Annotated in this window: 21 protein-coding genes; 10 read left to right on the forward strand and 11 right to left on the reverse strand. The window is 74.2% G+C overall.

Annotated elements, in window-relative coordinates:
* Nucleotides 1-41 precede the first annotated feature (41 nt).
* The 4 genes from AB0H28_RS01395 to AB0H28_RS01410 all read right to left on the reverse strand — a co-directional run bounded on the left by AB0H28_RS01395 (nucleotide 42) and on the right by AB0H28_RS01410 (nucleotide 2,849).
* Nucleotides 42-1,415 carry a nitrate/nitrite transporter gene (locus AB0H28_RS01395; RefSeq protein ID WP_358032589.1) on the reverse strand — a complete coding sequence of 458 codons (1,374 nt, stop codon included), beginning with the start codon at nucleotides 1,413-1,415 and terminating at the stop codon, nucleotides 42-44.
* A gap of 122 nt (nucleotides 1,416-1,537) precedes the next feature.
* Complete coding sequence (locus AB0H28_RS01400; RefSeq protein ID WP_358032592.1) at nucleotides 1,538-1,831, reverse strand: hypothetical protein; 294 nt, start codon at nucleotides 1,829-1,831, stop codon at nucleotides 1,538-1,540.
* A complete protein-coding gene (locus tag AB0H28_RS01405; protein WP_358032594.1) occupies nucleotides 1,821-2,078 on the reverse strand; it encodes a DUF6364 family protein in 258 nt (85 codons plus the stop codon). The genes AB0H28_RS01400 and AB0H28_RS01405 overlap by 11 nt, the downstream gene beginning before the upstream one ends.
* A 72-nt stretch (nucleotides 2,079-2,150) precedes the next feature.
* Nucleotides 2,151-2,849: a class I SAM-dependent methyltransferase gene (locus AB0H28_RS01410; protein WP_358032597.1), complete on the reverse strand. Its 699-nt coding sequence runs from the start codon at nucleotides 2,847-2,849 to the stop codon at nucleotides 2,151-2,153.
* Nucleotides 2,850-2,996: 147 nt separating this feature from the next.
* Here AB0H28_RS01410 and AB0H28_RS01415 point away from each other — a divergent pair, with 147 nt between their 5' ends.
* The 5 genes from AB0H28_RS01415 to AB0H28_RS01435 are packed head-to-tail and all read left to right on the forward strand — an operon-like array spanning nucleotide 2,997 to nucleotide 10,625.
* A complete protein-coding gene (locus tag AB0H28_RS01415) occupies nucleotides 2,997-5,105 on the forward strand; it encodes a molybdopterin oxidoreductase family protein (RefSeq protein ID WP_358032600.1) in 2,109 nt (702 codons plus the stop codon).
* The gene (locus AB0H28_RS01420) at nucleotides 5,102-6,661 is read left to right on the forward strand and encodes an FAD-dependent oxidoreductase (protein ID WP_358032603.1); all 1,560 of its coding nucleotides are present in this window, start codon (nucleotides 5,102-5,104) and stop codon (nucleotides 6,659-6,661) included. The genes AB0H28_RS01415 and AB0H28_RS01420 overlap by 4 nt, the downstream gene beginning before the upstream one ends.
* Nucleotides 6,658-9,189 (forward strand): nitrite reductase large subunit NirB, encoded by a 2,532-nt coding sequence (gene nirB / locus AB0H28_RS01425; protein ID WP_358032606.1) that lies wholly within the window; start codon nucleotides 6,658-6,660, stop codon nucleotides 9,187-9,189. The genes AB0H28_RS01420 and nirB overlap by 4 nt, the downstream gene beginning before the upstream one ends.
* Entirely contained in the window at nucleotides 9,186-9,536 is a 351-nt protein-coding gene (gene nirD / locus AB0H28_RS01430; protein ID WP_358032609.1) for a nitrite reductase small subunit NirD, read from the forward strand. Before nirB ends, nirD begins: the two co-directional genes overlap by 4 nt.
* Entirely contained in the window at nucleotides 9,537-10,625 is a 1,089-nt protein-coding gene (locus AB0H28_RS01435; protein WP_358032611.1) for a uroporphyrinogen-III synthase, read from the forward strand.
* A gap of 6 nt (nucleotides 10,626-10,631) precedes the next feature.
* Here the strand turns inward: AB0H28_RS01435 and AB0H28_RS01440 are convergent, their stop codons facing one another.
* The 4 genes from AB0H28_RS01440 to AB0H28_RS01455 form a co-directional block, all read right to left on the reverse strand.
* Entirely contained in the window at nucleotides 10,632-11,249 is a 618-nt protein-coding gene (locus tag AB0H28_RS01440) for an ATP/GTP-binding protein (protein ID WP_358032614.1), read from the reverse strand.
* Nucleotides 11,230-11,592: a DUF742 domain-containing protein gene (locus AB0H28_RS01445; RefSeq protein ID WP_358032616.1), complete on the reverse strand. Its 363-nt coding sequence runs from the start codon at nucleotides 11,590-11,592 to the stop codon at nucleotides 11,230-11,232. The genes AB0H28_RS01440 and AB0H28_RS01445 overlap by 20 nt, the downstream gene beginning before the upstream one ends.
* Nucleotides 11,593-11,655: 63 nt before the next feature.
* Nucleotides 11,656-12,063 carry a roadblock/LC7 domain-containing protein gene (locus AB0H28_RS01450; protein ID WP_013288588.1) on the reverse strand — a complete coding sequence of 136 codons (408 nt, stop codon included), beginning with the start codon at nucleotides 12,061-12,063 and terminating at the stop codon, nucleotides 11,656-11,658.
* A complete protein-coding gene (locus AB0H28_RS01455; RefSeq protein WP_358032618.1) occupies nucleotides 12,060-15,098 on the reverse strand; it encodes a sensor histidine kinase in 3,039 nt (1,012 codons plus the stop codon). Before AB0H28_RS01455 ends, AB0H28_RS01450 begins: the two co-directional genes overlap by 4 nt.
* Before the next feature lie 448 nt (nucleotides 15,099-15,546).
* Here AB0H28_RS01455 and AB0H28_RS01460 point away from each other — a divergent pair, with 448 nt between their 5' ends.
* The gene (locus AB0H28_RS01460) at nucleotides 15,547-16,728 is read left to right on the forward strand and encodes an ABC transporter substrate-binding protein (protein WP_358032620.1); all 1,182 of its coding nucleotides are present in this window, start codon (nucleotides 15,547-15,549) and stop codon (nucleotides 16,726-16,728) included.
* A gap of 253 nt (nucleotides 16,729-16,981) precedes the next feature.
* Here AB0H28_RS01460 and AB0H28_RS01465 read toward each other — a convergent pair whose 3' ends face one another.
* Both AB0H28_RS01465 and AB0H28_RS01470 read right to left on the reverse strand, forming a co-directional pair.
* Nucleotides 16,982-17,824 (reverse strand): ABC transporter permease, encoded by an 843-nt coding sequence (locus tag AB0H28_RS01465; RefSeq protein ID WP_358032622.1) that lies wholly within the window; start codon nucleotides 17,822-17,824, stop codon nucleotides 16,982-16,984.
* 99 nt (nucleotides 17,825-17,923) lie between these two features.
* Nucleotides 17,924-18,955, reverse strand: a complete 1,032-nt coding sequence (locus AB0H28_RS01470) for an ABC transporter substrate-binding protein (protein ID WP_358032624.1) — start codon at nucleotides 18,953-18,955, stop codon at nucleotides 17,924-17,926.
* Nucleotides 18,956-19,244: 289 nt separating this feature from the next.
* On the opposite strand from AB0H28_RS01470, the gene AB0H28_RS01475 reads away from it, so the two are divergent.
* From AB0H28_RS01475 to AB0H28_RS01490, 4 genes are all read left to right on the forward strand, one after another.
* Entirely contained in the window at nucleotides 19,245-20,060 is an 816-nt protein-coding gene (locus AB0H28_RS01475) for an ABC transporter ATP-binding protein (protein ID WP_358032627.1), read from the forward strand.
* A 2-nt stretch (nucleotides 20,061-20,062) separates the two neighbouring features.
* The gene (locus AB0H28_RS01480) at nucleotides 20,063-21,013 is read left to right on the forward strand and encodes an LLM class F420-dependent oxidoreductase (protein WP_358032629.1); all 951 of its coding nucleotides are present in this window, start codon (nucleotides 20,063-20,065) and stop codon (nucleotides 21,011-21,013) included.
* Nucleotides 21,010-21,318: a cupin gene (locus AB0H28_RS01485; protein ID WP_358032631.1), complete on the forward strand. Its 309-nt coding sequence runs from the start codon at nucleotides 21,010-21,012 to the stop codon at nucleotides 21,316-21,318. Before AB0H28_RS01480 ends, AB0H28_RS01485 begins: the two co-directional genes overlap by 4 nt.
* Before the next feature lie 75 nt (nucleotides 21,319-21,393).
* On the forward strand, nucleotides 21,394-23,826 hold the full coding sequence (locus AB0H28_RS01490; protein WP_358032633.1) for a hypothetical protein: 2,433 nt from the start codon (nucleotides 21,394-21,396) through the stop codon (nucleotides 23,824-23,826).
* A 44-nt stretch (nucleotides 23,827-23,870) separates the two neighbouring features.
* On the opposite strand, the gene thiC is transcribed toward AB0H28_RS01490, so the two are convergent.
* Entirely contained in the window at nucleotides 23,871-25,463 is a 1,593-nt protein-coding gene (thiC, locus tag AB0H28_RS01495) for a phosphomethylpyrimidine synthase ThiC (RefSeq protein WP_358032635.1), read from the reverse strand.
* Between the last annotated feature and the right edge of the window lies 1 nt (nucleotide 25,464).

Genomic DNA, 25,464 nt, shown 5'->3' on the forward strand with positions numbered 1-25,464 from the left:
GGGTCACCCCGCGCGCGACCTGCGCCTTCGCATGGCGTCTGTCACACGCCGGCCAGCCTACCCGGCCCCGGCCGCAGATAGACCGCCCAGGTCACCAGGAAGCACAGCGCATACCACCCGATGAAGGCCAGATAGGCGGCGTCGGCGGTGCCCGAGGTCAGGAACGACTGCCGGAACGCCACGTTCACCAGCACCCCGCCGGACGCGCCGACCGCACCGGCGATGCCGATCAGCGCGCCGGACAGCCGCCGGGCCCGACGCTGCGCCGCCTCCGCGTCGCCGGTCAGCTCCGCCTCGGCGAGGGCCCGCGCCCGGAAGATCGCCGGGATCATCTTGTAGGTGGAGCCGTTGCCGATCCCGGAGAAGACGAACAGCGCCAGGAACCCGGCCAGGTAGAGCGGGAAGGACCGGTCCCGGGCGGCGGACAGCACCAGCGCGGCCCCGGCGGCCATCGCCACGAAGTTCCAGAACGTGACCCGGGCCCCGCCGAGCCGGTCGGCGAGCTGACCGCCGAGCGGCCGGACCAGCGAGCCGACCAGCGGCCCGAGGAAGGTCAGCCAGGCCGCGTCGACGGGGGTCGGGAACCGGTCGTGGAACTGGAGCTGGAGCACCTGGCCGAAGGCGAAACCGAAGCCGATGAACGAGCCGAACGTGCCGACGTAGAGCAGCGACATCACCCAGGTGTGCGGGTCGCGGGCCGCCGCGCGCAACGCGCCCGGCTCGTTGCGCGCCCCCGGCACGTTGTTTAACCCGCGCGCCGCGGCCAGCGCGGCGAGCACGATCAGCGGCAGGTAGACGGCCGGCACCAGCCGGGGGTACGCGGCCCCGGCGGTGGCCAGCACCGCCAGGCCGACGAGCTGCACCGCCGGCACGCCGAGGTTACCGCCGCCGGCGTTGAGCCCCAGCGCCCGGCCCTTGAGCCGGTCCGGGAAGAACAGGTTGATGTTCGCCATCGAGGAGGCGAAGTTGCCGCCGCCCACACCGGACAGGCAGGCCAACAGCATCAGGGTGGCGTACGACACGCCGGGGGAGATCAGCAGCGCCATCGGCACCGCCGGCACCAGCAGCAGCAACGCGCTGACGATGGTCCAGTTCCGGCCGCCGAACCGGGCCACGGCCAGCGTGTACGGCAGCCGCAGCACCGCGCCCAACGCGGCCGGCACGGCGGTGAGCAGGAACTTCCCGGCCGGGTCGATGCCGTACTCCGGGCCGAGGAAGAGCACGGTCACCGACCAGAGGCTCCACACCGAGAAGCCGACGTGCTCGACGAAGATCGACACCCACAGGTTGCGCCGGGCGATGCGGGCGCCGCCGGCGGCCCAGAACGCCGGGTCCTCCGGACGCCATTCGGTGATCCTTCCCGGCCGGGCGATGGCGGCCGGTGCCGGGGTGATGGCTGGTGCGAGCGTGCTCACGGCGTCTCCTCCTCGTCGATGACGAGGAGGACGCTAGGAGGGCGCGGTTTCCGAGCGGTGCCCCGCGCGCGTCGGCGCGGATACGGAGATCGCACGTCCGCCGCGCGGCGGCGGTGAGGCGGTCACAGTTCCTGGAGGATCCGCAGCGCGCGGCCGACCCGCTGCATGGTCTCGGTGTCCGCCACGTCCACGCACTCGGTGAACCACTTTTTCATCGGCGAGGAGAGCCGGTCGGGCATCACCACGTAGCCGCCCATGCGCACCGCAAGCGGCGAGTCGCGCAACAGCGACTCCTCGACCACCTCGGCCACGATCAGGATCGGCACCGCGGTGAAGTTGTAGACGTCGGAGCTGATGACCAGGCCGTACCGTTCCCGGGCGCCGGAGATGCGCCAGATCTCTCCCCTACGCGGCACGCGGACGCCCGCCGAACAGGGCGTCGTCGACCATGCCGGCCTCCCGGGCGTCGGCCAGCGCGGCGGACTCCAGGTCCAGGCCGGCGCGGCCGACCGCGGCGGCGTGCGCGGTGAACACCTCGCGCAGCGCCTTCTCCCGGGCGGCCTGGTTCATCCAGGCGGAGAGCGAGAGACCCTCCCGTTTGGCGAACCGGCGGGCTTCCTCGATCGTCTCGTCGGAGAACGACAGTGTCACCTTGGCGGTCATGCCGAGCAGACTACCCAATGGTATGACCACCAGTCATCCCGGTTCGCGCCGGTCGGGCAACCGGACCGCCGGTCACCGGGGACGGCGACCGCCGAAGACGGCGAAGCGCCAGTCCTTGAAGAAGCAGTCCACGTCGGCCAACCCGGCCTCGACGAGCCAGCGGCACTGGTCGGCCACCGTGGCCGGCCGGTCGTACCGCATCCGCTCGCGGGCGGCGGCGACCTCGTCGGTGTCGGAGCCGAGTTCGGCGATGCGGGCCGTCCACACCTCGTCGTAGCGCCGGTCCAACGCCGGGGTCGGCCCGGCCACCTGCTCGGCGTTGACGAACACCCCACCGGGCGTCAGCGCGTCCGCCGCCCGCCGGTAGAGCGCCCGCTTGCCGTCGTCGTCCAGGTGGTGGACGGCCAGCGCGGAGACCACCGCGTGGTAGCGGCCGGCGGGCAGCGGATCGGTCAGGTCGGCGTGGACCGTGCGGTGCGGCACCCCCCGGGCGGCCAGGTGGCCGGCGGCCACCGCGAGCATGCCGGGCGCGCCGTCGACGAGCGTCAGCCGCACGCCCGGGACGGCCGCGGACAGCAGCAGGGAGAGCAGGCCGGTGCCCGCACCCAGGTCCAGCACCTCGGGGGTACGCCCGGCGGCGAGCGCCGCCCGCAACGGCGGCGCGGCCACCTCGATCGCGGTGCCGTAGAAGGCGTCGAAGCAGGGCACCAGCCGCCGCCGGGCCTCGTCGTAGCGGCCAGCCACGGCGTCGAAGGCATCCGTCACGCTCATACTTGCCTCCCGAATAATGAGACAGCCTTCTCATATTCTAGACCCCACCGCCCGTCTCGTCACGCCCGTGCGGTGTGAGGCGCTCTTGACAGGACCGAAACAGAAGGGACCCGGACCGGAAACCGCCCGGCGGCACGCTTTTCCGACATGACAGACGGTGCACGCGTGGCGACACAACCGGGGGCGCGCCCCCGGGAGGCGGCGACGCACTGCCCCTACTGCGCGCTCCAGTGCGGCATGGTGCTGCGCGACTCCTCCGCCGGCGTCGAGGTCGCGCCCCGGGACTTCCCGACCAACCGGGGCGGGCTGTGCCAGAAGGGTTGGACCGCCGCCGAACTGCTCGACCACCCAGAGCGGCTGACCGCGCCGCTGCTGCGCGACCGGCCCGGCGGAGAGTTGCGCCCGGCCGGCTGGGTCGAGGCGCTCGACCGGGTCGCCGCCGGGCTCCGCACGGTCGCCGACCGGCACGGCCCGGACGCGGTCGCGGTCTTCGGCGGCGGCGGGCTGACCAACGAGAAGGCGTACGCGCTGGGCCGGTTCGCCCGGGTGACGCTGCGCACCCGACACATCGACTACAACGGACGCTGGTGCATGTCGTCGGCCGCGGCGGCCGGGAACCGCGCGTTCGGCGTCGACCGCGGGCTCCCGTTCCCGCTCACCGACCTGGGCCGGGCGGACACGCTGATGCTGGTCGGCGCGAACCCGGCCGAGACCATGCCGCCGCTCATGCGCCACGTCACCGACCAGCGCGCACACGGCGGCCGGCTGATCGTGGTCGACCCCCGGGCCACCGCCACCGCCCGTCAGGCCGACCTCCACCTGCAACCGCTGCCCGGCACCGACCTGGCGGTGGCCAACGCGCTGCTGCACGTCGCGCTCACCGAGGGCCTCGTCGACCGCGCGTACGTGGCGGCGCGGACCACCGGCTTCGACGAGGTCCGGCGGACGGTGGCCGGCTACTGGCCGGCGGATGTGGAACGCCTCTCCGGGGTGCCGGTGGCCGACCTGGAGGCCGCCGCCCGGGCCCTGGCCGGCGCGGACCGGGCGATCATCCTCACCGCGCGGGGCGCCGAGCAGCACGCCAAGGGCGTCGACACGGTCACCGCCTTCGTCAACCTGGCGCTCGCCCTGGGTCTGCCCGGTCGTCCCGGCTCCGGCTACGGCTGCCTGACCGGCCAGGGCAACGGGCAGGGCGGCCGGGAACACGGGCAGAAGGCCGACCAGCTCCCCGGGTACCGGCGGATCGACGACCCGGCGGCCCGGGAGCACGTGGCCCGGGTGTGGGGGGTCGACCCGGCGACGCTGCCCGGGCCCGGGGTGCCGGCCTACCAACTGCTCGACGCGCTCGGCACCCCGTCCGGGGCGCGGGCGCTGCTGGTGTTCGGCTCGAACCCGGTGGTCTCCGCGCCCCGCGCGGCCCGGGTCGAGTCCCGGCTGCGCGACCTGGACCTGCTCGTCGTCGCCGACTTCCTCCGCTCGGAGACCGCCGAACTGGCCGACGTGGTGCTGCCGGTGGCGCAGTGGGCCGAGGAGGACGGCACGATGACCAACCTGGAGGGCCGGGTGCTGCGCCGGCGCGCGCTGCGCGAACCGCCCGCCGGCGTCCGTACCGATCTGGAGGTCCTCGCCGCGCTCGCCGCCCGCCTCACCGGTGGCGAACCGTTGCCGACCGACCCGCGCGCGGTGTTCGAGGAACTGCGGCGGGCCTCGGCCGGCGGACCGGCCGACTACGCCGGCGTCACCTGGGACCGGATCGACGCCGACACCGGCGTCTTCTGGCCGTGCCCGGACCCGGACGGGCCGGACCGCCCCCGTCTCTTCGCCGACCGGTTCCCCACCCCGGACGGCCGGGCCCGGTTCCACCCGGTCACCCACCGTCCGGCCGCCGAACCGGTCTGCGCCGAGTACCCGCTGCACTTCACCACCGGCCGGGTGCTCGCGCACTACCAGTCGGGCGCCCAGACCCGGCGGGTGGCGGCGCTGCGCCGGGCCGCGCCCGGCGGGTTCGTCGAGCTGCACCCCGACCTGGCCGCCCGGCTCGGCGTGACCGAGGGGACGCCGGTGCGGGTGGTCTCCCGCCGGGGTGAGCTGCGCGCGCCGGCCCGGCTCAGCCCGGCGATCCGGCCGGACACCGTGTTCGCGCCGTTCCACTGGCCCGGCGCGGCCCGGGCCAACTCGGTCACCAACGACGCGCTCGACCCGGTCTCCGGGATGCCGGAGTTCAAGGTCTGCGCGGTCCGGGTGGAGGCGGCATGACCGGGCGCGTCGTCGTCGTCGGGTACGGCATGGCCGGAGCGCGGCTCGTCGCCGAGCTGCACGCGCGCGGCGGCGACCGGCGGATCACCGTGCTCGGGGCCGAGCCGCACCGGGCGTACAACCGGATTATGCTCGCCACGCTGCTGGCCGGGAAGGTCGACGAGGCGGACGTGGAGCTGGTCGAGGCCGTCGGGCCGGGCGTGGACGTCCGGACCGGCACGCCGGTCGTCGCGATCGACCGGGCCGCCCGGGAGGTACGCACCGGCGACGGCGGCACGCACGGGTACGACCATCTGGTGCTGGCCACCGGCAGCCGGGCCGTGGTGCCGCCGCTGCCCGGGCTCGACCCGCTGCCCGACCGGGTGGTCCCGTTCCGCACGCTTGCCGACTGCCGGCGGATCCTCGCCGCCGCCCGGGGGGCGCGCCGGGCCCTGGTGCTCGGCGGCGGGCTGCTCGGGCTGGAGGCGGCCCGCGGCCTCGCCACCCGGGGCCTCGACGTGACGGTGGTGCACCCGCTCGGGCACCTGATGGACCGGCAGCTCGACCCGGTCGCCGGCACGGTCCTCGCCGGCACGCTCGCCGGACTGGGCGTGCGGGTGCGGCTCGGCGTGCCGGCGACCGGGGTGACCGTCGACGCCTGCGGCGTCCGGCTGCGCCTGGCCGACGGCGAGCCGCTCGCGGCCGACCTGCTGGTCCTCTGCTGCGGCGTACGCCCCGACACCGCGCTGGCCGCCGCCGCCGGGCTCACCGTCGACCGGGGCGTGGTGGTGGACGACCGGATGCGCACCAGCGACCCACGGATCTCGGCGATCGGCGACTGCGCCCAGCACGACGGCACGTTGACCGGCCTGGTCGCGCCGGCCTGGGCGCAGGCCCGGGTGGTGGCGGACGTGCTCACCGGAGCCGACCCGCTGGTCCGTTACCGGCCACGGCCGGTGGTGACCCGGCTCAAGGCGGCCGGCATCGACCTGGCCGCGATGGGCGACGTGACCGGCGCGGGTGACGTGACCGGCACGCCGGTCGCTGTGGAGGAGTTGACGTTCGCCGACCCGGCCCGGGGCACCTACGCCCGGCTGCGGATCCGCGACGAGCGGTTGACCGGGGCGATCCTGCTCGGCGACAACCCGGCGGTCGGCGCCGTGGTGCAGCTGTTCGATCGGGGCGCCCCGGTGCCGGCGGACCGGCGTTCGCTGCTGCTCGGCCGGGCGTTCGGCGTCGCGCCACCCGAGCCGGCCGTCACACCGGCGCTGATGCCGGACGCCGCCACCGTCTGCCGGTGCAACGACGTGACCAAGGGCGCGCTGGTGGCGTGCTGGCGGACCGGCGCGCGGACGGTCGCGGCGTTGTCGGCGGCGACCCGGGCCGGCACCGGCTGCGGTGGCTGCCGGGACGCGGTGGCCGGCATCGCCGGCTGGCTCGCCGGGGTCGACCCACCCACCGACCCGCAGGACCGGAACGGGACCTCCCCAGTCGGCACGGACCGGGGCGGGGCGGAACGAGGCGGGGCGGAACGAGGCGCGGGCGCGGACCGCGCGATGGCGGAGGTGACGCGATGAGCGAGCGGGGCGGCCGGCTGGTGGTGGTCGGCAACGGGATGGTCGGGCAACGCTTCGTGGAGGCGCTGCGGGCCCGCGACGGCGAGGGGCGCTGGCGGGTCACCGTGCTCGCCGAGGAGCGGCGCCCGGCGTACGACCGGGTGCGGCTGTCCGCAGTGTTCGACGGGGTCGACGCGGACGAGTTGAGCCTGCACGCCCCCGACGGCGGGGTGGAGCTGCGGCTGGGCGAGCCGGTCACCGGCATCGACCGGGCACGGCGGGTGGTCACCACGGCGACCGGCGAGCACCCGTACGACGCGCTGGTGCTGGCCACCGGCTCGTCCGCGTTCGTGCCGCCGGTCGAGGGCACCGACCTGCCGGGGGTCTTCGTCTACCGGACGCTCGACGACCTGACCGCGATCCGGGAACGCGCCCGGGGCCGGCGCACCGGCGCGGTGATCGGCGGCGGGCTGCTCGGCCTGGAGGCGGCGAACGCGCTGCGCCTGCTCGGGCTCGCGACAAGTGTGGTCGAGTTCGCGCCCCGGCTGATGCCGGTGCAGGTGGACGAGGCGGGTGGGGCGATGCTCCGCCGGTACGTGGAGGAGTTGGGTGTCACCGCGTACCTCGGGGTGGCCACCACGGCACTGCGGGCCGGGCCGGACGGCACGGTGGCCGCGCTCGCCCTCGCCGACGGCCGCACGGTGGACGCGGACCTGGTCGTGGTGGCGGCCGGGATCCGGCCCCGGGACGAGCTGGCCCGCGCGGCCGGGCTGCCGTTGGGTCCGCGCGGCGGGGTGCTGGTGGACGCGGCCTGCCGGAGCGCCGACGAGCGGATCTGGGCGGTCGGCGAGTGCGCGGCGGTGGACGGCGTCTGCCACGGGCTGGTCGCGCCCGGGTACGCGACCGCCGAGGTGGTCGCCGACCGGCTGCTCGGTGGGGCGGCCACGTTCCCCGGCGCGGACAGCGCGACCAAGCTCAAGCTGCTCGGCGTCGACGTGGCCTCGTTCGGCGACGCGCACGGGAGCACCGCCGGCAGCCTCGACGTGACCTACACCGACCCGGCCACCCGGTCGTACGCGAAGCTGGTCCTCTCCGACGACGCGCGGACGCTGCTCGGCGGCGTGCTGGTCGGGGACGCGAGCGCCTACCCGACGCTGCGGGCCAGCGTCGGCGGGCCGCTGCCCGCTCCCCCGCTGGCGCTGCTCGCCCCGACCGGCGGCCCGGGGGCCGGGGCCGGCGCGTTGCCGGCCGCCGCGCAGGTCTGCTCCTGCAACGCGGTGACCCGGGCCGAGGTGGACGTGGCGATCGCCGGCGGGGCGACCGACGTGCCGGCCCTGAAGGCGTGCACCCGGGCCGGCACGAGCTGCGGCTCCTGCGTGCCGATGCTGAAGCAGCTCCTGGACGCCGCCGGGGTGCGGCAGTCCACCGCGCTCTGCGAGCACTTCGACCTGAGCCGGCAGGAGCTGTTCGACCTGATCCGGGTGCGCGGCATCCGCACGTTCTCCCGGCTCGTCGCCGAGCACGGGCGGGGCAGCGGCTGCGACATCTGCAAGCCGGTGGTGGCCTCGATCCTCGCATCGCTCGGCACCGGCCACGTGCTCGACGGGGAGGCGGCCTCCCTCCAGGACACCAACGACCACTTCCTGGCCAACCTGCAACGCGACGGCAGCTACTCGGTGGTGCCCCGGATCCCCGGCGGGGAGATCACCCCGGAGAAGCTGATCGCGATCGGCGAGGTGGCCCGCGACTTCCAGCTCTACACCAAGATCACCGGTGGGCAGCGGATCGACCTGTTCGGCGCGCGGGTCGACCAGCTCCCGCAGATCTGGCGGCGGCTGGTCGACGCCGGCTTCGAGTCCGGCCACGCGTACGGCAAGGCGCTGCGCACGGTGAAGTCCTGCGTCGGTGACACCTGGTGCCGGTACGGGGTGCAGGACTCGGTCGGGCTGGCGATCGCGCTGGAGCTGCGCTACCGGGGGCTGCGCGCGCCGCACAAGCTGAAGTCGGCGGTCTCCGGCTGCGCCCGGGAGTGCGCCGAGGCGCGGAGCAAGGACTTCGGCGTGATCGCCACCGAGACCGGGTGGAACCTGTACGTCGGCGGCAACGGCGGCTTCCGGCCCCGGCACGCCGACCTGTTCGCCACCGACCTGTCGACCGAAGCGCTGATCACGCTCATCGACAGATTCTTGATGTACTACATCCGCACCGCCGACCGGTTGCAGCGCACCGCCGCCTGGATCGAGGCCATGGACGGCGGGCTCGACCACCTCCGGTCGGTGCTGGTGGACGACACGCTGGGGCTCTGCGCCGACCTCGACGCGGCCATGGCCCGGCACGTCGCCACCTACTCCGACGAGTGGCGGGACGTGCTGGAGGACCCGGCGCGGCTGCGCCGCTTCACCTCGTTCGTCAACGCGCCGGACGTGCCCGACCCGTCCATCACCTTCGCGGTCCAGCGGGGCCAGCCGGTGCCGGCCCACGACGCGCCGCCGGGCCCCGACCGCCGCCGCCAGCCCGTCGTGCTGGGCCTGCCGGAGGTACGGCGATGAGCCCGGCCACGACGACGCTCGACTGGACGCCGGTGTGCCCGCTGGACCGCCTCGACGCGGATCGCGGCGTCGCCGCCCTGGTCGACGGCGTGCAGGTGGCCCTCTTCCGGACCGCCGCCGGGCTGTTCGCGGTGGACAACCTCGACCCGGTCGGCGGCGCGTACGTGATGTCGCGGGGCCTGGTGGGCAGTCGCGGCGGGGTGCCGACGCTCGCCTCTCCCCTGCACAAGCAGGTCTACGACCTCACCACCGGACGTTGCCTGGACCTGCCGGGGGTGGCGCTGCGGCGGCACCGGGCACGCTGCCGGGACGGCCTGGTCGAGGTGCGGCTGCGGCAGGAGGAGTGAATGCGGGACGAACTGGCGGGCTTCACCATCGGGGTCACCGCGGACCGGCGGCGCGACGAACTGGCCGCGCTGTTCCAGCGCCGCGGCGCCCGGGTGGTGCTCGCCCCGGCGCTGCGGATCGTGCCGCTGGCCGACGACAGTGACCTGCGTGAGGCCACCCGAGCCTGCCTGGAGCACCCGCCGGACGTGCTGATGGCCAACACCGGCATCGGGATGCGGGGCTGGCTGGAGGCGGCCGAGGGCTGGGGGCTGGCCGAACCGCTGCACGCCACGCTTGCCCGCGCGTACGTGGTGTCCCGCGGCCCGAAGGCGACCGGGGCGATCCGCGCGGCCGGGTTGCGCGAGCACTGGTCGCCCGCCTCGGAGAGCTGCGACGAGGTGGTCGAGCACCTGGTCCGGCGCGGGGTGGCCGGCCAGGTGGTGGCGTTGCAGCTGCACGGCGACCGGCAGCCGGAGTGCACCGAGGCGCTGGTCGCTGCCGGGGCCACGGTGATCGAGGTGCCGGTCTACCGCTGGGCGCCACCGGCCGACCCGGCGCCGCTGCACCGGCTCATCGACCTGGTCGCCGGGCGGCTGGTCGACGCGGTCACGTTCACCTCCGCCCCCGCCGCCGAGGCGCTGCTGCGGGCCGCCGGGGACCGGACCGAGACGGTGCTTCAGGCGCTGCGTGGCGACGTGCTGGCCGGGTGCGTGGGCACGGTCACCGCCGAGCCGCTGGTGCGGCGCGGGGTGCCGGTGAGCGCGCCGAGCCGGGCCCGGCTCGGCGCGCTGGTCCGCACCATCGTCGAGGAGCTGCCCCGCCGCACGGTCTCGGTGAAGGCGGCCGGGCACCTGCTCACGTTGCGGGGCCACGCCGCGGTGGTGGACGGGGAACTGCGCCAGCTCGCGCCGGCTCCGATGGCCGTGCTGCGGGCGCTGGCGACGTCGCCGGGGAAGGTGTTCTCCCGCACCGCGCTGCTGCGGACGCTGCCGCGCGGGGCGGACGAGCACGCCGTGGAGATGGCGGTGGCCCGGCTGCGGGTGGGGCTGAAGGCGCCCCGGGTGGTGCAGACCGTGGTGAAGCGCGGCTACCGCCTGCGGGTGGACTGAGCCGGCTCAGCCCACCGAGGCCGGGTAGCCGTGCTCGGCCTGGAGCCGGAGCATGGCGTGCTCCACCACGGTCACCAGCACCTGCTTGACCGAGTCCCGCCGCCGGGCGTCGCACATCACCAGCGGCACGTCCGGCGAGATGGCGAGCGCCTCCCGGACCTCCTCCAGCTCGTAGTGCGGCGCGTCGTCGAACCGGTTCAACGCCACCACGTACGGCAGCTTGCGGTTCTCGAAGTAATCCAGCGGCGCGAACGCGTCGGTGATCCGGCGCGTGTCCACCAGCACCGCCGCGCCCACCGCACCGCGGATGATCTCGTCCCACATGAACCAGAAGCGGGTCTGCCCCGGGGTGCCGAACAGATAGAGGATCAGGTCCTCGGCCATGGTGATCCGGCCGAAGTCCATGGCGACCGTGGTGGTCTCCTTGCCCGGCACCTTCGACGGGTCGTCGATGCCCACGCCGGCCGCGGTCATCAACGCCTCGGTGGTCAGCGGCTGGATCTCGGAGATCGCCCCGACCAGGGTGGTCTTGCCCACCCCGAAGCCACCCGCGATCACGATCTTCGCGGAGATGATCTCCCGGCCGCGGTTCGCCCCGTCGGGGTCATAGTTCGCGAAGTCCACTTAGCACCCTTCCAAGCAGGTTCATCCGCGCCGCGAAACCCGTCGCGGGAGCGGCACTGTGTAGCGTCAGCAGGCCCTCGGCCACCATGTCGGCGACCAGCACCCGGGTGACGCCCAGCGGCATCCGGGTGTAAGCGGCGATTTCCGCCAGCGACTGTGCCCGGCCTTCACAGACCGAGGAGATGCGGTACTTGTCGTGCCCGGCGAAGCGCGCCTCGGCGGTCTGGGTGGCCGTGCTCGACAGCACCGCCTCGAGCGCGATGTTCTGCAACGGCTCGGTGCGGCCGCGGGTGACCGCGTACGGTCGCACCAACGCGCCACGCGGATCACGTCGCGGTTCCATCTCGCGATCACCTCCCCTCGTACGGAGCCGGGCCGGCCCCGGATCACCGGTTCGATCAGCCGGTCAGGACCGGACGGCATCCCTCGGCAGCGGCACCAGCGCCTGGCCGACGCGCTCCACCAGCAGCGCCATCTCATAGCCGACCTGGCCGACGTCGCAGCTACGCGCCGCGAGCACGGCCATCGAGGACCCGTCGCTGATGGACATCAGGAAGAGGTATCCGCTGTCCATCTCGATCACCGTCTGCAACACCCCGCCGGCGCTGAACATCCGCGCCGCGCCCTCGGTGAGGCTGACCACGCCCGAGGTGATCGCGGCGAGCTGGTCGGCCCGGTCGCCGGGCAGGTCCCGGGAGGAGGCGAGCAGCAGCCCGTCCGCGGACACCGCCACCACGTGGGCGATACCCGCCACGCTGTCGGCGAAGTTGGTGAGCAACCAACCCATGTCCTGCATGGCCGCAGGCCTGTTCATCGGTTCGTCTCCTTGTTCGAGGTGCTGTTCAGGTCGGTGCCGGCCGTACGGCCCCGCTGGACGCCACGGTGGTAGGCGGAGAGCAGACCCCGTACTTCGTCGGGGGTGCGCCGGCTGCGGTCCCGACCGCTCTTCGGTTCGATCCCGCCGGGCACGAGCTGCGCCTGCGGCACCCGCTTGGGCAGGCCGGAGCGGGTGGTGCCGCCGGTGGTGGGCTCGGCGGCCTGGCTGGCCCGGCTCCACCCGTCGTCGGCCGCGGTCCGCCAGGCGTCCGGGTCGATCGCCGGGGCCGGGGCGGGCTCCGGCGCGGGTGCGGACGGCGCCGGGGTCACCGGCGCCGCCGCGGCGGGCGGGGTGGCCGGGACCGCCGGTGGGCTGTACGCGGGCGGGGTGGTCAGCCCGGACGCCTGGGCACCCGGGGTGCGGGTCGGCAGCGGTGGCCGCACGGCCGCGGCGGGTTGCGCCGGGGCGGGTGGCGGCTCGTCGAACCGGGGCCGGGTGAAGATGGTGGTCTCGTCCTCTCCGTGCGAGCGGAACCAGACCGCCTCCATCTCCCGGAATATCGGCGCCTCGGCCGGGCGGTCCGGTCGGGCCACCACCGGCGCGACCGGGGTGGCCTCGACCGTCGGCGCGGCGGCGAGCGACTGGTAGGCCGGCGGGGCGGCCGGTTCGTTCTCACCGCCCGGCGTCCGCTTGGGCAGCGGGTCGAGAGCGGGGTACGCGACCGTCGGCCCCCCGGCCGACCAGCCCGCCCCCGAGGCCGGGACGGCGGCCGGCGCCGGGGCGGCGGCCGGCGCCGGGGCGGCGGCGACCGGGGCGGCGAACGGAGCCGCGGGCGCCCCGCCGAGCTGCACGGCCGGGGTGTTGTCCCGCACCTCGGCGGGCGCCTGCCAGCGCGCGGGCGGTGGCGTGGTCGTGTTGCGCCACTGCTCGGCCAGGGTTGCGGTGCCGCCCCGGCCGGCGCCGGCCAGCGCGTCGGCCGCGCCGACCTGGCTGAGCGGCGAGGGCTCCACGGCCAGCGGCTGGCGCGGCCGGGCCAGCGGCGCCTGGCCCCGGTTGGCCGGCAGCACCACCGTGGAGTTCGGCAGGGTGACCTGGGCGACAGTGCCGCCCTCGACGTTGCGGCGCAGCTCGACCCGGATCCCGTAGCGGGAGGCGAGCCGGCTGACCACGGCCAGACCCATCAGCCGGAACGCGGCCACGTCGACGGTCGGCGGCGCGGCCAGACGCCGGTTGAGCGAGTCGAGCTGGTCGTCGGTGAGGCCGAGGCCGCGGTCCTCGACCTGGATCAGCACGTAGTCCCGGATCCGCCGGCCGTCGGCCACCACCACGGTGTTCGGCGGCGAGAACCGGGTGGCGTTGTCGAGCAGCTCCGCGACCAGCCGGACCACGTCGTTGACGGCGTGCGCGGCGACCGAGATGTCGGTGTCCACGGTGCCGAACTCGATCCGGTTGTAGAGCTCGACCTCGGACTGGGCGGCGCGCAGCACGTCGACGAGGAGCGCGTCGTCGCGGCGCGGCACGGCCGAGTCGGCGCCGGCCAGGACCAGCAGGTTCTCGTCGTTACGGCGCATCCGGGTGGCCAGGTGGTCCAGCTCGAAGAGCTGCGCGAGGCGCTTCGGGTCCTCCTCGCCGCGCTCGATCGCGTCCAGCTCGCCGATCATGCGATCGACCAGGTTCTGCGATCGGCGGGCCAGGTTGAGGAACATCGCCGAGACGCTGGTCCGCAGCGCGGCCTGCTCGGCCGCGACCCGGACCGCCTCCCGGTGGACCACGTTGAACGCCACCGCCACCTGGCCGACCTCGTCGCGGTTGGTCAGCTTGATCGGGTCGCGCACCTGCTGGACGATCTCGTCCACGCCGCCGTCGCCGATGGCGTTCACGTTCTGCAGCCGGCTCACCGCGTCCGGCAGGTCGTGGTTGGCCACCGAGAGCGCGCCCTCGCGCAGCCGCCGCAGCGAGTCGTTGAGCGAGCGGGCGAGCACCACGGCGAGCGTCACGGCGACGGCCAGGGTGAGCAGCACGAGCAGGCTCTCCACGATGGCCTGCCGGATCACGTCGCTGCGCACCGCGTCGGCGTCGGCGAGCAGCTCGTCCAGGAGCTGGACCTCCGCCCACCGCATCAGGTCGTCGACGGCGCCGACGGCGTCGGAGGTCTGCTTGGCGGTCACCAGCGCGGGCTTGCCGACCGACCGGGACAGGTCGTTGGCGACCCGGTCGGCGAGCTGGACGGCGTCACCGGAGACGGTGCGGTCCACCAGGGCGCGCTGCTGCGGGGTGGCGGCCCGGGAGAAGGACAGCAGCGCCTCCTGCTGGCCGGTCAGCGTGGCCACGAAGGAGGAGAACTGCTCCTCGTCGATGCGACCGCCGCCGGCGAGCGCGGTGAAGGCGACCGCCTCCTCCTCCGCCACCTCGGCCTTGGCGTGAGCGAACGCGGCCACCGCGCGGCGGGCGTCGGCGAGGCTCTCCGCGCCGGGCTGCTGGGCCAGCGCGTCGCCGTAGGCGACCAGGTCGCCGAGGACGATGCCGTAGCGCAGGCTCGCCTCGGACACCGGCATCTGCGTGCGGTCGAGCACCTCCTGGCGGGTGCCGTTCAGCGTCTCCAGGTGGTCGTCGATCACCTGGAGCCGGTCCCGGACCGCCGCCGGCGCGTCGCCGAGCGCGTCGCGCTCCTGCTTGTACGCGGCGATCCGCTCGTCGGTCCGGCGCACCCGCAGGTTGTAGGCGTCCGGCTCCTGCGCCGGGTCGGACAGGAAGACGGCCGCCGCCATCCGCTCCTTGTGCAGGTCCTGGCGGAGCGCCGAGACGTCGACCGAGATCGCGGTGAGGGCGCGGACCTGGTCCGCCTGGTACGCGCCCTGACCCACCGAAATGAGTCGGATAGTTGCCAGTGCAATGACAGCGGCCACCGGAACGACCAGGATGAGGGCCAGCTTGGAACGGATCCGCGCGTCGCGCAGCCGGGGCAGGCGCCGTCGCCGGTTCCGCTGATCGGCGTTGGGGCTCCCGGGCAGGGTCGTAGGTCCGGTGCTCACGACATCGCCTCCGTCGTTTCTTCCACGCGCGACCCGCTGACCCGTGCCTGGTGCAGCGGCCAGCGCCACGCGCGGCACGGCCGCGATTTCATCAGACGTGATCCTTTTTGGGAAGCCGCGGTGAGGCAGGAAACGGTCGGTGTCGACGCAAGCCGCGATCCGGTCACCTAATACCTTCTTTTCTCCAGCGCCCTGAACTGGGGATGTCACTCCAGAGTGGTCGCGCGCATCTGGGCAGTAATTGTCAGTTAACGTTTCGTGTCCCCAACATGTGGGATGAGCGTCCCGAAACGGCATCCCGCCGCCGCGCTTGACCGCAGGGCCCGGCATTGGCAAGGTTTTGCAGGCTTCGCGCACACCGTACGGCACACCTATCCCGATCCTCCACTGAGGACGGACGAGCGGCGGTGGCCGGGCGCCGGCCCACGCCGCACCATGGAGGACTGAGTTGAGCCCCATCCGCTCCGCGCGCATCGCGGCGCTCGCAACGGCCGTGCTGGCCACCACGCTCACCGGCTGCGGGATCGGCGGGGAACCGCAGGACACCAGCCCGATCGTGATCGCCGCCGACCTCGAACTGTCCGGCGCCTCCGCACCCATCGGCAAGGTCTACCAACGGGCCCTGGAACTGAAGGTCGACCAGATGAACGCCTCCGGCGCGCTGGGCGGCCGGAGGATCGAGCTGAGGATCAAGGACAACCGCTCCGACGCCGCCGAGTCCTTGCGCAACATCAACGATTTCAGCGCCGACTCGCAGGTGGGCGCCGTCATCATGGGCAGCTGCAACGAATGCGCCGTCGGCGCGGCCCGCACGATCAACGACAAGCGCATTCCGACCATCGCGCTCGCTTCCGCCGGCGCGGTCACCGAGCCGGTTGACCAGCGTCGATACGTCTTCAAGGTCGCCCCGAATGCGGCCGACAACGCGGCGGCACTCACCACCGAACTCACCCGACGCGGCATCCGCAAGGTGGCGGTGCTGCACAGCGCCGACGGGTACGGCCAGGAAGGGCTCGCCGCGCTGCGCCGGGAATTCGACAAGACCTCGCTGCGGCTGGTCGCCGACGAATCGGTGCGCACCACGGACACCGAGGTGAGCGCGCAGATCGGCAACCTGATCGGCAAGAAGCCGCAGGCACTGATCCTGTGGACCCCCCCGGAGCAGGCGACGCTGGCCGCCACCACCGCCCGGCAGAGCAAGTTCGGCGGGTCGTTCTTCTTCGACGCCTCGGCGGCCGGTGACCTGTTCCTCGGCCCGTCGGCCCGCTCCACCGAGGAGGCCACGCTGATCTTCACCCAGACCATGGTGATCGACGACGTGATCGCCACCACCCCGGCCAAGGCCGCCCGGCGGCAGTGGTTCCAGGACTACACGGCCCGGTGGGGCGGCTACAACGGCTTCTCCTCGTTCGCGGCGGACGCGGTCCAGCTCATCGCCGACGCCGAGCAGCGCACCGGCGGCAAGCCGGGCGAGATCGACCGGGACGCCCTGCGCGAGGTCCTGGAGACGTCGCAGCTCGACGGCCTCTCCGGGCCGATCCGGATGACACCGGACAACCACTCGGGGTTGATGCCGCAGGCTTTGACGACGCTCGTCGCGCGGGGTGGGCGCTGGCGTCTCGCTGGGTAATCACCGTGGGAGTGTGGGCCCCGGCACAACCGGCTCCGGGCGGTCAGGCTTGATCCCTCCGCCGGTTGCGCCGGGGCCCACACCGTCGTGGTCGGCCGTCATCCGGCCGTCACTGCTTTGATCTTGGATGCGACCCGGTCGACCTGATGCTCTCGGTCGACGGGGTGGGTCGAGCTGCCTCGGTCGACATGGGGTTCCCGGTCGTCGGGGCGGGTTGGCCTGTCTCGGTCGGGGACGGGTTCTCGGGGCCGGGTCAGCGGGCGGAGGTGGTGGCTCGGACCCAGGGCAGGGCGACCCGCTCGATCGCGCTGAGCGCCGCGTAGAGCACGATGCTCATCAGCGCCACCAACACGATCGCCGCCCAGGCGGTCGCCGTGTCGCCGACGCCATTGTACTGCAGAATCTGGTAACCCAGGCCGGGCCGGTCCGAATAGAACTCCCCGATCACCGCGCCGATCGCGGCCAGCGGCATGGCCACCTTGAGGCCGACGAAGATCTGCGGCAGCGCGGCCGGCAGGCGCACCTTGCGGAACGACTGCCACCAGGAGGCGTTGAGCGAGCGGCCCAGCTCCGCCAGGTCGGCCGGGGTGGTGGTCAGCCCGGTGGCGGTGGACAGCACGATCGGAAAGAAGCAGAGCAGGAACACCATGGTCAGGATGGGCTTCTGGCCGAAGCCCACGGCCACCACGAGCAGCGGACCGAAAGCGATCTTCGGAACCGCGTTCACCGCCACCAGCAGCGGCGCGAACATCCGCTCCACCCGGGCGGAGGCGGCCAGCGCCATCCCGATCAGCACGCCGACGGCCGCCGAGACCAGGAAGCCGGAGAGGGTCATCCAGGTGGTGATCCCCAGCGCGGGCAGCAGCACGTCGGTGGTGGCGGCCATCGCGCGGGCCACCGCCTGCGGCGGCGGCATCGCGACCGGGTGCACCAGGTGCAGCCCCGACGTGACCAGCCACCAGGCGGCCACCGCGAGGACCAGGCCGAGCGCCGGCAGCCCGACCACGGCGGGGCGTACGGCCCGGTCGCGCCGGGCGGATGCCGCCCGGGTCGGCTCCTCCGGCGCCCCCGGCCGGACCTCGGTCAACTGCGTCAAGTGTCCTCCTTCTCCGGCCGGTCGTCACGACCGTCACGCGCAGGGGTGCGACCCACCGGATGTCCGGCGGGTCGCACCCCCCGTGGCCCGAGCCGACCGTCAGGCCTTCGGCGCCAGGTCGAAGTCGATGATCTGGTCCGGGGTGAGGTTCTGCTTGAGCGCGCCCGCGCCCTGCAGCAGCGCGATGCTCTTGGCCACCCGGCCGCTGTCCAGCGTGCCGATCGCGGTGCCCGAGTTGCTCGAACGGACGTACGCGGCCATGAGCTGCAGCTCGGCGGCGGACGCGGCCGGGTTGGCGGCCGGCACGTTCTTCTTCAGGATCTCGCCGGCCTCGTCCGGGTGCTCCAGCGCATACTCCAGGCCCTTGAGCAGCGCGGCGGTGAACTTCTTCACCATCTCCGGCTTCTCCTTGGCGATCTTGCTGGAGGTGATCAGCGCGTTGCCGTAGAGGTCCTGCATCACGTTGCTGTAGGGCAACACGACAGGCTTCTTCTTGGTCACCACCTCGACCGTGGGCTGACCGACCACGAACTGGCCGATGCCGTCCACCGAACCCGAGCCGAGCATGCCCATCAGGCCCTGTGCCTCACCGTTGACCCAGGTCACCTTCTTCTCGTCGATGCCGGCCAGCCGGGCGTACGTGGGGAAGAGGTTGCGCACGACGGAGGTCGGGGTGTCCGCGAGCTTCTTGCCCTCAAGGTCCTTCGGGGTGGCGATGTTCTTGCCCTCGACCGAGACGATGGCGGCCATGGTGCGCTGCTGGATCGCGGCCACCGCGACGAAGTCCTTTGCCTGGCCGTTGCCGAGCTGCAGGATGCCGCCGGTCAGGTCGATCGGGCCGAAGTCGGCCTGGCCTCCGGTGACGGTCTGGATCACGGAGCCGGTGCCCTGGCCGGGCTTGATGTCGACGTCGAAGCCGGCCTCCTTGAAGAAGCCCTTGTCCTTCGCCACCCAGGCGTAGGAGTCGCGGCCGAAGTTGCCGAACGAGGTGAGGTAGGTCACCTTCTCCAGCGCCGCTCCGCTGCCGCCACTGCCGCTCTCGGACTTGTCCGAGTCGCTGCTGCAGCCGCCCACGAGGGCGAGGGCGGTCGCCAGCGCCGCGGCGGCGACCGTGCGGGTCAACCTTCTCATCAGTGCACCATGTCCTTTCCGACCAGGAGATCTTCGCCGGTCGGGTCGTGGGGTCCGACGGGGTCGGCAGGAGGGTCGGCCGACTGGACCGTCGTGAGGGGACTCTTCGCGCGCAACAGAGTACGAGAAGGCTGATGACGCGCCGCAACCGTACGGGTTGCGGAACGGAAACGAAGTGGGGTGACGGGTAGCGGACTGACGTCCACCCCGGACGGTGCTATAAGCAGCATCCCCGCTACGCTAGCCCGGCTCGCATTCGAGGCGACGTGGGAAGGGAGCCGGCGGGGAGATGATCCGACTGTCCGGGGTGTCCCGCACCTTCGACGGCCGCTCGGGGCGGGTGGAGGCGCTGCGCGGCATCGACCTCGACGTCGCCGAGGGCGAGTTCGTCGCCGTCCTCGGCCGATCCGGCTGCGGCAAGTCCACCCTGCTGCGCATGATCGCCGGCCTGCTGCCGGCCACCGCCGGCGAGATCACCGTCGCCGGCACGCCGATCACCAGGCCGCGCCAGGACGTCGCGATGCTGTTCCAGCGCCCGGCGCTGCTGCCCTGGCGTTCGGTCCTCGACAACGTCCTGCTCCCGGTGGAGATCTTCGGCTGGCGCCGGGCGAAGCACCGCGACCGCGCCCGCGAACTGTTGGAGATGACCGGGCTCGGCGGCTTCGAGAAGCGCCTCCCGCACGAGCTGTCCGGCGGCATGCAGCAGCGGGTCTCGCTGTGCCGCTCACTGATCGGCTCGCCCCGGGTGATGCTCATGGACGAGCCGTTCTCCGCGCTCGACGCGCTCACCCGCGAGGAACTCTCCGGCGAGTTGCAGCGGGTGCACATGGACACGAAGGCCACGATCGTCTTCGTCACCCACTCGATCGACGAGGCGGTGCTGCTGGCCGACCGGGTGGTCGTGCTCAGCCCCCGCCCCGGCCGGATCCGTGAGGTGGTCGAGGTGGCCGTGCCCCGGCCCCGCACCCTGGGCCGGCACGCGCACCTGGCCGACGTCGCCCGGATCAGCGCCGAGCTGCACGAACTGCTGATGGAGCGGGGCGCCCCGGGCGTGCCCGCGCCGGACGAGACGACGCCGCGGGCCGCGGCGGCGGGAGGACGGTGAGCATGCGGGTCTCGGTCTTCACCGAACCCCACCGCGGCGCGGACTACGACGACCAGCTCCGGTTCGCCCGGCTGGTCGAGGAGACCGGCTTCGAGGGCTTCTTCCGCGCCGACCACTACCGGGCGATGGGGGACGAGCCGGCGCTGCCCGGGCCGACCGACGCCTGGTTGACGCTCGCCGCGCTGGCCCGGGAGACGTCCCGGATCCGGCTCGGCACGCTCGTCACCTCCGCCACGTTCCGGCTCCCCGGGCCGCTGGCCGTCATGGTCGCCCAGGTCGACCGGATGAGCGGCGGCCGGGTGGAGCTGGGCATCGGCGCCGGCTGGTTCGAACGCGAGCACACCGCGTACGGCATCCCGTTCCCGCCGGTCAGCGAGCGGTTCGACCGGCTGGCCGAGCAGTTGGAGATCGCCACCGGGCTCTGGCGCACCCCGGACGGGGAGACGTACAGCTACAGCGGAGAGCACTACCGGCTGGTCGACGCGCCCGCGTTGCCCAAGCCGGTGCAGCAGCCCGGCCCGCCGGTGATCGTCGGCGGACGGGGCCCGAAGCGCACCCCCGAACTGGCCGCCCGGTACGCCGACGAGTTCAACATGCCGTTCAAGAGCGTCGCCGAGACGGCCGCCGCGTACGAGCGGGTCCGCGAGGCGTGTGACCGCACCGGGCGGGACGCCTCCGGGCGCGCGCCGCTGACCCTCTCCGCCGGGATCGTGGTGGCGATCGGCCGCACCGACGCCGAGGCGCACCGGCGGGCCGCCCCGTTGCACGTCACCAGCGCGCTCCCGCCGGAGGACCCGGTGGTCGGTTCCCCCGCCCAGCTCGTCGACCGGCTCGGTGAGTTCGCCGCGGTCGGGACGACCCGGGTGCACCTGCGGCTGATCGACTTCGACGACCTCGACCACGTGGAGCTGATCGCCGCCGAGGTGCTCCCCCAACTGGACGGAACGCGATGAGCGAACTCTCCACCGAACTCGAACTCGGCCCGGTGGGCCAGGAGATCGTCTACGAGAACGACCGGGTCCGGGTCTGGCACATCCGGCTGGAGCCGGGTGAACGGCAGCCGCTGCACCGGCACGACCACCCGTATCTGGTGGTGGCGGTCCAGGGCGCGAAGAACGTGGTGCAGACGATCGACGGCACCACGATCGACGCCGACGAGCCCACCGGCGGGGTGGTCTACCGCGACCCGGGCGCGGTGCACATGCTGACCAACGTCGGCGACACCACATACCTCGCCCGTCTGGTCGAGTTGAAGTAGCCACGCCGGCGCGGTTCGCCGCGCCGCGCGGTGGCAAGGTGGCGAACCACCCCACCGGGCCGTAACGTGCCCGACATGGCCTTTCGGACGTGGGGCAGGCTGCTGCTCACGGCGCTCGGGGTGAGTGTGCTGGCCGGTGCCGGCCAGTTGGGCATCGCGTACGGCTTCGGCGTCGTCCGCCTCGACGGCGCGTTCGTCGACGGTTCGGTCAACCGGTGGCCCGCCCAGCTCGGCTGGGTCGCCTGGTTCGCCGCGGTCGCCACCGTCGCCGGGGCCGTCCTCACCGAACGCTTCGCCCGCCGCGACGACCGTCCCGGCGGCACCACGGAGCTGCTCTCCATCGCCGGCGTCAGCGCGCTGGGCGCGGTCGTGGTCGCCCCGCTCTGCATGCAACCGGCCCGCGCCGCCGAGCTGGGTGGCTCCGCCGACCCGGTGTGGGCGGCCGGCATCTGCGCCGTGCTGGGCGCGGTGGTGGGGGCGGGCGCGGCGATCGCCGTGCTGCTCAAGCCACCGTTCGGCTGGGGCGTCGCGCTCACCGCCGCGATCGTCTGGCTGTTGGCGCTGCTCTCCGTCGCCCCCGGGATCGTCGCCAACCGACCGCTGGCCACCGTGCGGCTCGGCGTCCTCGAACCGTCCTGGCTCGACGCCGGGGCGGCGCAACGCCTGGCCATGCTGCTGCTGCCCACGCTGGCGCTGCTCGCGGGTGGCGCGCTCGGCGTGCTGGCCCGCCGGGCCGGGCACCCGCCGCTGGTCGGCGGCGCGACCGGCGCGGCCGGGCCGGTGCTGGTGGCCTTCGCCTACCTGACCGCGGGTCCGGGCACGTCGAGCGACCGCTACCAGTTGGCGCCCTACTACGGCGCTTTGATCGCGATCGTCGCCGGGGCGCTCGGCTCGACCGCCACCACGGTGCTCCCCCGGCCCGCCACCGCAGCCGAGGCCGTCGACCCCACCGACATCCTCGCGCCGCTGCCGACCGACGTGCCGCTGCCGGCCAGCGCGCCGCCGCCGGCCGGCACGCCCGCCCCGGCCACGACGACGCCGGCGACGGCCGGCGCTCCGGCCCCCGCGCACTGGGACTGGCCGGAGGCCGGGGGGTCCGCCGGCGCCCCGCACGTCGGCCCGGGACCGGCCGACCCGCCCGCGCGTCCGGCGGTGGCGTGGGACGGCGAGGCTCCGGCGCACGGCTCACCGATGCCCGGTCTGCTGCCGCCGGGCCGGCGGACCTCCGCCATCGACGTCCTCGCCGCCGGTCGCCCGGACCCGCGGCCAAGGGCCGGCGCGGTTCCACCCGGCCACGACACGCCCGGCCCGGGGATCGCCGCCGGGCCGGCGGCAGCCGGCGCCGAACCGCCGGTCGACGCCGCCCCGCCGGCGACCGACGCCGTCATGGCGGCGACCAGCACCGCAGGGTCGACGGGCGACGCCGTCGAGGCGGCGCCGGGCACCGCAGGGTCGACCGGCGACGCCGTCGCACCGGCCACCGATGCCGCCGGGCCGGTGGGTGCCACCACCGGGCCGGGCAGGGAACTCGACGACACCGGGCGGCTGCCGCACGCGGGAGACCACGTCACCGGCGACTCGCCGCCTCACGCGGCGGCGGCGACGGACGCCGCGGCCGGCGAGCCGACCGGAACCGGCCGCTCCGGGCGCACCGTCGCCCCGCGCCCCGCCCGGACCGACGCCGACCCGACGCCCGCGCCCCGGCGCGACACCGCCCCGGCGCCCGCCGAGGCCACCGATTCCGGCGCGTCCGCCCCGGGCGGCGCCTCCGCCTCCGACCCGGACGGCACCGACGATCCGGACGGCACCGACGATCCGGCCGGGCCACGGACCGGGCGGCCCGCCGGTGGCCGGCGGAGCTTCTTCTTCGACCCGGAGCCGGCCGACCGGCCCGCCACGTCGCCCCGGCCGCGATTCCCCATCTTCGACGACGTCACCGAACGGCCGGGCGACGTGCGACCGGCCTGGCCGATCACGCCGGCGCCGGGCCTGCCGACGCGACCGCGTGACGCCGCCGCGCCGGGCCAGCCGGCCACCGGTCGGGGCGGCGACGACCCGTCCGCCCGGGCCGAACCGACGCCCCGCCCCCGGCACCAGGGCCTGCCCGAACCCGGCCGGAGCGCCGGGTGGGACGCGCTCGCCACCAACGCCCGCCCCGCCGGGCTGGCGGCATCCCGGGTGCCCGGGCCGGACCGGGCCACCGACGCCGGGCCGGGCGCGGGCGCACCGGCCCAGGCCGCACCGGGCGCTGCGGGAATCGACCCGGAGACGGCCCGGGGGCGGCACGCCGGAGCGGACGACGCCGAGCCAGCCGCCGGGAAGTCGAAGGCCCGGCGTGGCCTGTTCCGGCGCAACCGGGCCAAGGACGAGCCGGCACCGGCCGAGGAGACGGCCGGGCCGACCGCCACCGGCGACGACGAGTACGTCGACTGGGTCGCCGGTCTCGCCGCGGACGACAACGCCGACGACGCCCGGTCGCTGCGCACCGGCCGGCATCACCGCGACTGACCGGCCCGGGGTCGAGCCGGTCGACGGCCCGGCCCCGGGGCAGCTCAGGCCAGCGGCAGGTAGACCCGGGAGCCGGCGGCGACGAACTCCTCGGACTTGCCGCGCATGCCCCGCGCCGCATAGTCCTTCAGCTCCTGGGTGATCTTCATGGAGCAGAACTTCGGCCCGCACATCGAGCAGAAGTGCGCGGTCTTCGCCGGCTCGGCCGGCAGCGTCGCGTCGTGGTACGCCCGCGCCGTCTCCGGGTCCAGCGCCAGGTTGAACTGGTCTTCCCAGCGGAACTCGAACCGGGCCTTGGACAGCGCGTCGTCCCACGCCTGCGCGCCCGGGTGGCCCTTGGCCAGGTCGGCGGCGTGCGCGGCGATCTTGTAGGCGATCACGCCGGCCTTGACGTCGTCCCGGTTGGGCAGCCCGAGGTGCTCCTTCGGGGTGACGTAGCAGAGCATCGCGGTGCCGAACATGCCGATCATGGCGGCCCCGATCGCGGAGGTGATGTGGTCGTAGGCGGGCGCGATGTCGGTGGTCAGCGGCCCGAGGGTGTAGAACGGCGCCTCGTGGCACCACTCCTGCTGGCGGTCGACGTTCTCCTTGATCTTGTGCATCGGCACGTGCCCCGGACCCTCGATCATCACCTGCACGTCGTACTCCCAGGCGATCCTGGTCAGCTCGCCGAGCGTGCGCAGCTCGGCGAACTGCGCCTCGTCGTTGGCGTCCGCGATCGAGCCGGGGCGCAGCCCGTCACCGAGGGAGAACGTCACGTCGTACTTCGCGAGCAGCGAACACAGCTCGGCGAAGTGGGTGTAGAGGAAGTTCTCCTCGTGGTGCGCCAGGCACCAGGCCGCCATGATCGAACCGCCCCGGGAGACGATGCCGGTCACCCGGTCCACCGCCAGCGGCACGTACGGCAGCAGCACGCCGGCGTGCACCGTCATGTAGTCGACGCCCTGCTCCGCCTGCTCGATCACCGTCTCGCGGAACACCTCCCAGCTCAACTTCACCGGGTCGCCGCCGACGGACTCCAACGCCTGGTAGATCGGCACGGTGCCGATCGGCACCGGCGCGTTGCGCACGATCGCCTCGCGGGTCTCGTGGATCCGCTTCCCGGTGGACAGGTCCATCACGGTGTCCGCGCCCCACCGGGTGGCCCAGGTCAGCTTCTCCACCTCGTCGGCCACCGACGACGTCACCGCCGAGGTGCCGATGTTGGCGTTGACCTTGACCAGGAACGCCTTGCCGATGATCGCCGGTTCGCACTCCGGATGGTTGACGTTGAGCGGCAGCACCGCCCGCCCGGCCGCGATCTCGTCCCGGACGAACTCCGGCGTCACCCCCTCCCGGATCGCCACGAACTCCATCTCCGGCGTGACGGTCCCGGCCCGCGCGTACGCGAGCTGGGTCGGCCGCTTGCCGTCCGCCCCGGCCAGCGGCGTGCCGGCGCCCCGGACCGGCGCGACGTCACCCCGCTCGGCGATCCACGGCCCGCGCAGCGCGGGCAGCCCCACCTGCGGGTCGGAGCCGGGACCGGAGGTGTCGTAGAGCCGCACCGGCGGGTTGTCCCCGGTCAGCGTCACCTCGGCGAACGGCACCCGGACGTCCGGCCGGGCCCCTTCCACGTACACCTTGCGACGTGCCTGCATG

Origin of the sequence: Micromonospora sp. NPDC050980 (genome assembly GCF_040653835.1) — a bacterium.
In the GTDB taxonomy this organism is placed as follows: domain Bacteria; phylum Actinomycetota; class Actinomycetes; order Mycobacteriales; family Micromonosporaceae; genus Micromonospora.

What these genes read in the sequence shown, in the direction of transcription:
- AB0H28_RS01405 (WP_358032594.1), bottom strand. Translation starts at nt 2,078, where the DNA reads ATGACCGCCAAGGTGACACTGTCGTTCTCCGACGAGACGATCGAGGAA.
- AB0H28_RS01410 (WP_358032597.1), bottom strand. Translation starts at nt 2,849, where the DNA reads ATGAGCGTGACGGATGCCTTCGACGCCGTGGCTGGCCGCTACGACGAG.
- AB0H28_RS01415 (WP_358032600.1), top strand. Translation starts at nt 2,997, where the DNA reads ATGACAGACGGTGCACGCGTGGCGACACAACCGGGGGCGCGCCCCCGG.
- AB0H28_RS01420 (WP_358032603.1), top strand. Translation starts at nt 5,102, where the DNA reads ATGACCGGGCGCGTCGTCGTCGTCGGGTACGGCATGGCCGGAGCGCGG.
- nirB (WP_358032606.1), top strand. Translation starts at nt 6,658, where the DNA reads ATGAGCGAGCGGGGCGGCCGGCTGGTGGTGGTCGGCAACGGGATGGTC.
- nirD (WP_358032609.1), top strand. Translation starts at nt 9,186, where the DNA reads ATGAGCCCGGCCACGACGACGCTCGACTGGACGCCGGTGTGCCCGCTG.
- AB0H28_RS01435 (WP_358032611.1), top strand. Translation starts at nt 9,537, where the DNA reads ATGCGGGACGAACTGGCGGGCTTCACCATCGGGGTCACCGCGGACCGG.
- AB0H28_RS01445 (WP_358032616.1), bottom strand. Translation starts at nt 11,592, where the DNA reads ATGGAACCGCGACGTGATCCGCGTGGCGCGTTGGTGCGACCGTACGCG.
- AB0H28_RS01450 (WP_013288588.1), bottom strand. Translation starts at nt 12,063, where the DNA reads ATGAACAGGCCTGCGGCCATGCAGGACATGGGTTGGTTGCTCACCAAC.
- AB0H28_RS01470 (WP_358032624.1), bottom strand. Translation starts at nt 18,955, where the DNA reads ATGAGAAGGTTGACCCGCACGGTCGCCGCCGCGGCGCTGGCGACCGCC.
- AB0H28_RS01475 (WP_358032627.1), top strand. Translation starts at nt 19,245, where the DNA reads ATGATCCGACTGTCCGGGGTGTCCCGCACCTTCGACGGCCGCTCGGGG.
- AB0H28_RS01480 (WP_358032629.1), top strand. Translation starts at nt 20,063, where the DNA reads ATGCGGGTCTCGGTCTTCACCGAACCCCACCGCGGCGCGGACTACGAC.
- AB0H28_RS01485 (WP_358032631.1), top strand. Translation starts at nt 21,010, where the DNA reads ATGAGCGAACTCTCCACCGAACTCGAACTCGGCCCGGTGGGCCAGGAG.
- AB0H28_RS01490 (WP_358032633.1), top strand. Translation starts at nt 21,394, where the DNA reads ATGGCCTTTCGGACGTGGGGCAGGCTGCTGCTCACGGCGCTCGGGGTG.
- thiC (WP_358032635.1), bottom strand. Translation starts at nt 25,463, where the DNA reads ATGCAGGCACGTCGCAAGGTGTACGTGGAAGGGGCCCGGCCGGACGTC.